Here is a 6,880-nt window from a genome sequence, read left to right on the forward strand (position 1 = left end):
GGCGCGGCCTGCCCGGCCAGCGGCGTGTGCCCGGCGGCGGCGGGGCGGGCGGCCAACAACGCCTGCGCGACCAACGCGGACTGCGCGACGGGCCTCACCTGCGGGGACTTCATCGGCGTCGGCATCAAGGTCTGCGGCTAGCAGGCTCGACGCCGGGAGTGGACCGCGGCGCGGCCGCTACCCGGTGATCCATGCCCGCTGGCGGGAGAGCCATGTCCGCAACCGGAATCGAACCATCACGCACCTCGAACGAAACGCAATCGAACAGGAACGGAGTGAACCTCATGTTTCTCGCCATGAAGAACCGCTTCGCGCTCGTCGCGGCCCTGACGGCCGTGATGGCCGCGGCGGGCTGTAGCGGAAAGAGCGCGCAGCAGAAGACCGGCGCCGTGAAGATCTCGAGCGCTATGAAGGGGTCGAACACCACGCAGATCGACCACGTCACCCTCACCATCTCGGGCGGGACCCCGGCGCTGTCGCCGGCGATCGTCCAGAACCTCGTCAAGACGGACGCGACGCACTGGTCCGCCTACGTGAGCAACATCCCGGCCGGCACCGGCTTCACCTTCGCGATCGACGCGTTCCAGGCGGACAACACCAAGCTCTACTCGGGGACGGCCACGGCGGGCATCACGGCGGGCGTCACCTCGCAGGTCAGCATCCTGGCCCAGGAGGTGAACCCGACCCCGGGCCCGAGCACGCACACGCCGGTCATCGCGAGCCTCACCGCGTCGGCCGTGCTGGTGACGCCGGGCTCGGCGGTGAACGTCGCGGTGGGCGCGACGGATCCCGACGGGAACGCGATGACCTACGCCTGGTCGGACAACTGCGGTGGGTCGTTCAACCCCGTCGCGGCTGCCGCCTCGACCTGGACCGCGCCGGCGACCGTGCCGACCAACGCGTGCCAGCTCTCCATCAAGGTCGCCGATGCCGTGAACAACACCTCGGTGACCGCCTACTTCGTCATCCAGGTCCAGAACAAGACCAGCGGCAACGTGCAGGTGAACGCGCAGTTCAACACCTACCCGGTCATCTCCGGCATCAAGGCCGACGCGCACGTCGTCCAGCCCGGCCAGCCCGGGACGGCCGGCCTCACCGCCGACGTCGTCGTGACCGCCGCGGACCCCGACGGTGATGGCCTCTCCTACACGTACAACTCGAGCTGCGCCACCGCGACCTTCACGCCCCCCGGCACCGTCGGCCCGGCCGTCGGCAACGGTGCGACCCCCGAGGTCACCCGCTTCTTCATGACCGACCCGGCCGCCGCCTGCTCGGTCAGCGTCGCCGTCTCCGACGGCCGCGGCGGCACCACCACCGGTATCGTCTACCTGAACGGCGCCCAGCCGCCCGTGTCCGGTCCGGTCATCACCCGCGTCGTCTCCGCCAACCAGAACGGCGTCGTCACGCCGGGCACGACCTACACGCTCCGCGTCGAGGCCCACGATCCGCAGGGCAAGGGGCTGACCTTCGCCTGGACGAACGTCTCCGGCACCCTGGGGGCGCCGGTCAACGGCCCGAGCAACACGGCCGACAGCTTCTCCCAGGTCACCTGGACCGCGCCGACCCCGCTCACCACGCCGATGTCGGTCACCGTGGCGGTGAGCACCGCGGGCACCACGCCGACCCTCACCACCAGCAACGCCTTCCTCTTCCAGTCGAATGACCCCTGCTTCGGCCTTGCCAACGGCACCGCCTGCCAGGGCCCGAACCTCTGTCTCACCGGCATGACCTGCCAGGCCGGCGTCTGCTCGGGCGGCACCGCGAAGACCTGCGCCGCCTCCGACGCCTGCCACGTGGCCGGCGTCTGCGATCCGGGTAACGGCACCTGCTCCAACCCGGTTGCCGCCGACCTGACCGCCTGCAGCGACTCCAACGGCTGCACCACGAACGACGTGTGCATGGCCGGCGCCTGCACCAGCGGCCCCGCCGTCACCTGCACCCAGACCGCCAACGTCTGCCAGGCCACCTCCGGCACCTGCCAGAGCACGGCGACCGCGGCCGACCCGAACGCCCACCTCTGCAATTACGCGCCGGCGCCCATCACCACGTCCTGCAACGCCGACAACACCGGCTGCACCCAGAACGACCACTGCGACGGCGCGGGCGCGTGTATCGCCGGCACGCCCGTGGTCTGCACGCAGAGCACCAACCCCTGCGAGGCCACCACCGGCACCTGCACCTCGACCGGCGGCAACGCCTACAGCTGCAACTTCGCGTCGGTCGCCGGCTCCTGCAGCACCACGGCCTGCAAGACCGGCGAGACCTGCAGCAACGGGGTCTGCTCGGGCGGCGCTCCCATCTGCTCCCCCGGCCAGGGCTGCCAGGTCACTGGTGGCGCCGCGCAGTGCGTGGCCTCCACGATCGCCCCACAGGTGGCGAAGGACCTCGCCATCTCGCCCATGGCCGGCCTGGCCATCGACCTCTCCGGCGCGGCCTACGTGGCCGGCTCGGTGTTCCAGCCGACGAAGACCTTCGACGGCATCTCCCTCACCTCGGCCGGCGGCGCGGACCTGTTCCTCGCGAAGTACGATCCCGTCACGCACCTTCCGGTGTGGGCCAAGGCGTACGGCGACGCCAGCGACCAGCTGGCCGCTGGCGCCGCGGTGACCGGCGACGGCACGGTGCTGGCCATCGGCAACTTCATCGGCAACCTCGTCGCCGGGAACACCATCTCCAACGCCAGCACCAGCCCTATCGACTTCCTGGTCGCGGTGGACGCCGGCACCGGCAACGGCAAGTGGGCCAAGTCCTTCAACAACGGCCTGGGCGGCGCGCTGGTCGCGGTGGCCTCCAACCCTAGCTTGAACCTGGTGGCGGTGTGCGGCTACGCCAACCAGGCGGCGACCGACCTGGTGCCGGGCGCCACCTACGGCGGAGGCACGCAGGACGCGGTCCTGGCGGTCTTCAACTCCGCCGGCACGCTGCAGTGGGCGAAGCAGCTCGGCGGCGCCAACGAGGAGGAGTGCGACTCGGTGGCGATCGACGACATCGGCAACGTGCACGCGGCCGGCAAGTACGACGGCGCGTTCAACCCGGGCCTGGGCGCTCTGCCGAGCCCGGCCTCCTCGTTCCGTCGCTGGATCTGGGTGGCGGAGTACAACGGGACGACCGGCGCGCCCATCGCGCAGGCCAGCTTCGGCAGCGGGGCCGGGGTCCACACGCCGAAGAGCATCACGGTGGATGCGACGGGCAAGCTGATCATGGCGGGGTCCTTCACCGCCACGCTGCCCTTCGGCACCACCTCGCTCACCAGCGCCGGCGGAACCGACGTGTTCGTGGCCAAGCTCGATCCGGCCTCGTCGTTCACCCCGGCGTGGGCGGTCCGGATGGGCGGCAGCGCTGCCGACGAGGGTCGCGGCGTCGCCGTGAACTCGTACGGTGAGGTGGTGGTGACCGGTCTCTTCAACGGCACGACCACCGGCGCGGCGGCGCTCACGGCGGCCAGCACGGCTGCCTCGGACGCGTTCGTGCTCAAGCTCGACGGCCTGACCGGCGCGACCCAGTTCGCCGCCGCATACGGCGACATCGCCACGCAGGACGGCGCGTTCGTGGCCATCAACCGGGCCGGGGTCGGCTCGGCGAAGGACCTGATCGACTTCAGCGGCAACTTCGCCGGGTCGATGACGTTCCCTGCTCCGGCCGGGACGATCAGCACGACGGGCACCGACGCCTTCCTGGTGTTCGGCCTGTTCCAGTAGCGCAGGGCGGGTGGAGGGCGGCCCGCCACGGCCGCTCTCCGCCCGGCAGGATCGGCTCCGCCCGCGCCGCGAGGTGCGGGCGGAGCCCCCTGAAGTCGGGCGTCCCGGTCTCGGGCCGGGCGCTCTCGGAGTCTCCTGGGGCCGCGTGGCGGCGGCTCCTCCCCTTCGACCTCTCGAGCCGCGCACATGACGACCTCCAGGAACCGTCCCCCCGCCGGCGCCTCGCTGCTGGCAGCGCTCCTCGCCCTGACCCTGGCCGCCTGTGGCCGGTCGGGCGGGACCGCGCCCGCGGCCACCTCCGGGAGCGCCCGTCTCGTGGCCGCCTGCCAGGGGTCGGCCTGCGCCAGCGTCGCGCGGGTCACCATCACCGTGAGCAAGGGCGACGGATCGGACTTCACCCCCATCACCGCCGACCTGGCCCAGGGCAGCGGGCAGTGGAGCGCCCGGATCGATCAGATCCCGGCGGGCTCCGGCCGCCGGTTCGATGCGGTGGCCTACGATCAGGGGGGCGCGAAGCTGTACGTGGGCGCCGGCAAGACGGACATCGTCGCCGGCGCGACGGCGCTGGTCTCGATGGTGCTGCGCTCGCCCACGCCGCCGCCGCCGCTCGAGAATGCGGTCCCGCTCATCGACAGCCTCTCGTCCTCCCGCGAGCTGGTCGCGCCCGGCGCGACCATCCAGGTGAACGTGTGGGCGCACGATCCGAACCCCGCCGACGTCCTCACCTACCAGTGGCGTTCGAGCTGCGGCGGCAGCTTCGACGACGCCGGCAAGGCGGCGCCGCGGTGGACCGCGCCGGCCGCCGAGGGGACCTGTCCGCTCACCGTCACGGTGTCCGACGACCACGGCGCGGCGGTGTCCGCCACCCTCACCATCACGGTCACGCGCAACGTCGGCGACGTGGTCGTCAACGTGCAGATGGTGGACTGGCCCGTCATCGGCAGCCTGTCAGGGAGCATCACGCTCGGGACCACCATGCAAGGCGACCTCGCGGTGATCGCGACGGACCCGGCCGGCGAGGCGCTGACCTACGCCTGGACGTCGACCTGCCCCGGCGTCGCCTTCGACCTGAACGTCCCCTACGGCCCGACCCACCCGCACGTGACGGTGCCGGGCCCTTCGGCCGCCTGCGCGGTCACCGTGACCGTGACCACCCCGAGCACGCCGGTCGGCACGGTCGGCGCGCTCTATCTCCCGCCCAATCAGGCCCTCGGGTCGCGGTGCCAGAACGTCACCTGCCAGAGCGGCCAGACCTGCGATCCGGCCGATGGCCTCTGCAAGGCCACCACGAGCGCGTGCGCGACCGTGACCTGCGCGCCGCCGGACCCCTGCCACCCGGCCGGCGTGTGCGACCCTGCCACCGGGGCGTGCAGCCAGGCCAGCCTGCCCGATGGAAGCGCCTGCAACGACGGCAAGGCGTGCACGACCGGGGACGTCTGCACCGCCGGCGTGTGCGCCGGCACGGTGTCCTGCCCGGCGGGCCAGGCCTGCGACGCGACCGGGCAGTGCTCCGGCGGCACGGATCCATGCGCGGGCGTCCCCTGCAACGCGCCGCCCGCCTGCCACGTCGCGGCGGGCGCGACCTGCTTCCAGGGAGTCTGCTCCTACCCGCCGGCGGTGGACGGGACCGCCTGCGACGACGGCAGGGCCTGCACCGCCGGCGACGCGTGCACGGGCGGCGTCTGCGCCGGGACCATCGTCTGCCCGTCGGGCCAGACCTGCGACGCGAGCGGGCAGTGCGCGGCAAGCACGGTGCTGGTGCCGCGCCCGGTCGCGGCGAAGGACCTCGCCATCTCGATGGCCGGGCTGGCCCAGGACCGCTCGGGCGCCGCCTACGCAGCCGGCTCGGTGTTCCAGCCGGCCAAGACCTTCGACGGCATCTCGGTCACCTCGGCGGGCGGGGCGGACCTGTTCCTCGCGAAGTACGACGCGGCCACGCACCTACCGGTGTGGGCCAAGGCGTACGGCGACGCCTCCGACCAGCTCGCGGCCGGCGCCGCGGTGACGGCAGACGGCACGCTGGTGGCCATCGGCAACTTCATCGGCACGCTCGCCGCCGGAAACACCATCACCAACGCCAGCCAGAGCCCGGTGGACTTCCTGGTCGCGGTGGACGCCGCCACCGGCAACGGCAGGTGGGCGAAGTCCTTCGACGATGGCCTGGGCGGCGCGCTGGTCGCGGTGGCCGCCAACCCGAGCCTGAACCGGATCGCGGTGTGCGGCTACACCAACCAGGCGGCGACCGCGCTGGTGCCGGGCGCCAGGTACGGCGGCGGGCAGAAGGACGCGGTCCTGGCGGTCTTCAGCTCGACCGGCGCCCTGCAGTGGGCCAAGCAGCTCGGCGGCGCCAACGAGGAGGAGTGCGACGCGCTGGCGATCGACGACAACGGCGACGTGTTCGCGGCCGGCAAGTACGACGGCGCGCTCGACCCCGGCCTGGGCGCCCTGCCGAGCCCGGGCTCCTCGTTCCGACGCTGGATCTGGGTGGCGAAGTACGCCGGGGCGACCGGCGCACCCATCGCGCAGGCCAGCTTCGGCAGCGGGGCCGGCATCCACACGCCGAAGAGCATCACGGTGGACGCGGCGGGCAAGCTGATCATGACCGGGACGTTCACCGCGACGCTGCCGTTCGGGACGACGTCACTCGTCAGCGCGGGCGGGACCGACGTGTTCGTGGCCAAGATCGACCCGGCCGCGTCGTTCGCCCCGGCGTGGGCGGTGCGGATGGGCGGCACCATCTCGGACGAGGGCCGCGGCATCGCCGTCGACTCCCTCGGCGACGTGGTGGTGGCGGGCCTCTTCAACGGCACGACCACGGGCGCGGCGACACTGACGGCCTCGAGCACGGCCGCCTCCGACGCCTTCCTGCTGAAGCTCGACGGCGCCACCGGATCGACGCAGTTCGGCGCCGCCTACGGCGACGTCTACACGCAGGACGCGGACTTCGTCGCCATCAACCGGCTGGGCGCGGGCACTGCGAAGGATCTGGTCGACTTCGGCGGCAACTTCGCATCGGTCATCGACTTCGGTTCGGCCGGCTCCCTGGCGACGTCGGGCCAGAACGAGACCCACGGCTTCCTGGTGTTCGCGAACCTCCTCCCGTGATCGGCCTCGTGATGGCAGTGATCGTCGCGGTCGCCCCCGCGGCGCCCGCGCTCGCGGGCGGGGCCGCGCCGGCCGAG

General features: G+C 72.5%; 2 protein-coding genes. Both read left to right on the top strand.

Annotated features, from left to right (window positions below):
• The first annotated feature begins 284 nt into the window (after positions 1-284).
• A complete protein-coding gene (locus VF825_RS07325; protein WP_331111708.1) occupies positions 285-3,698 on the top strand; it encodes a hypothetical protein in 3,414 nt (1,137 codons plus the stop codon).
• A 186-nt stretch (positions 3,699-3,884) separates the two neighbouring features.
• Entirely contained in the window at positions 3,885-6,803 is a 2,919-nt protein-coding gene (locus VF825_RS07330) for a hypothetical protein (RefSeq protein ID WP_331111710.1), read from the top strand.
• The last annotated feature ends 77 nt before the right edge of the window (positions 6,804-6,880 follow it).

Origin of the sequence: Oryzihumus sp. (genome assembly GCF_036391795.1) — a bacterium.
Lineage (GTDB): Bacteria > Actinomycetota > Actinomycetes > Actinomycetales > Dermatophilaceae > Oryzihumus.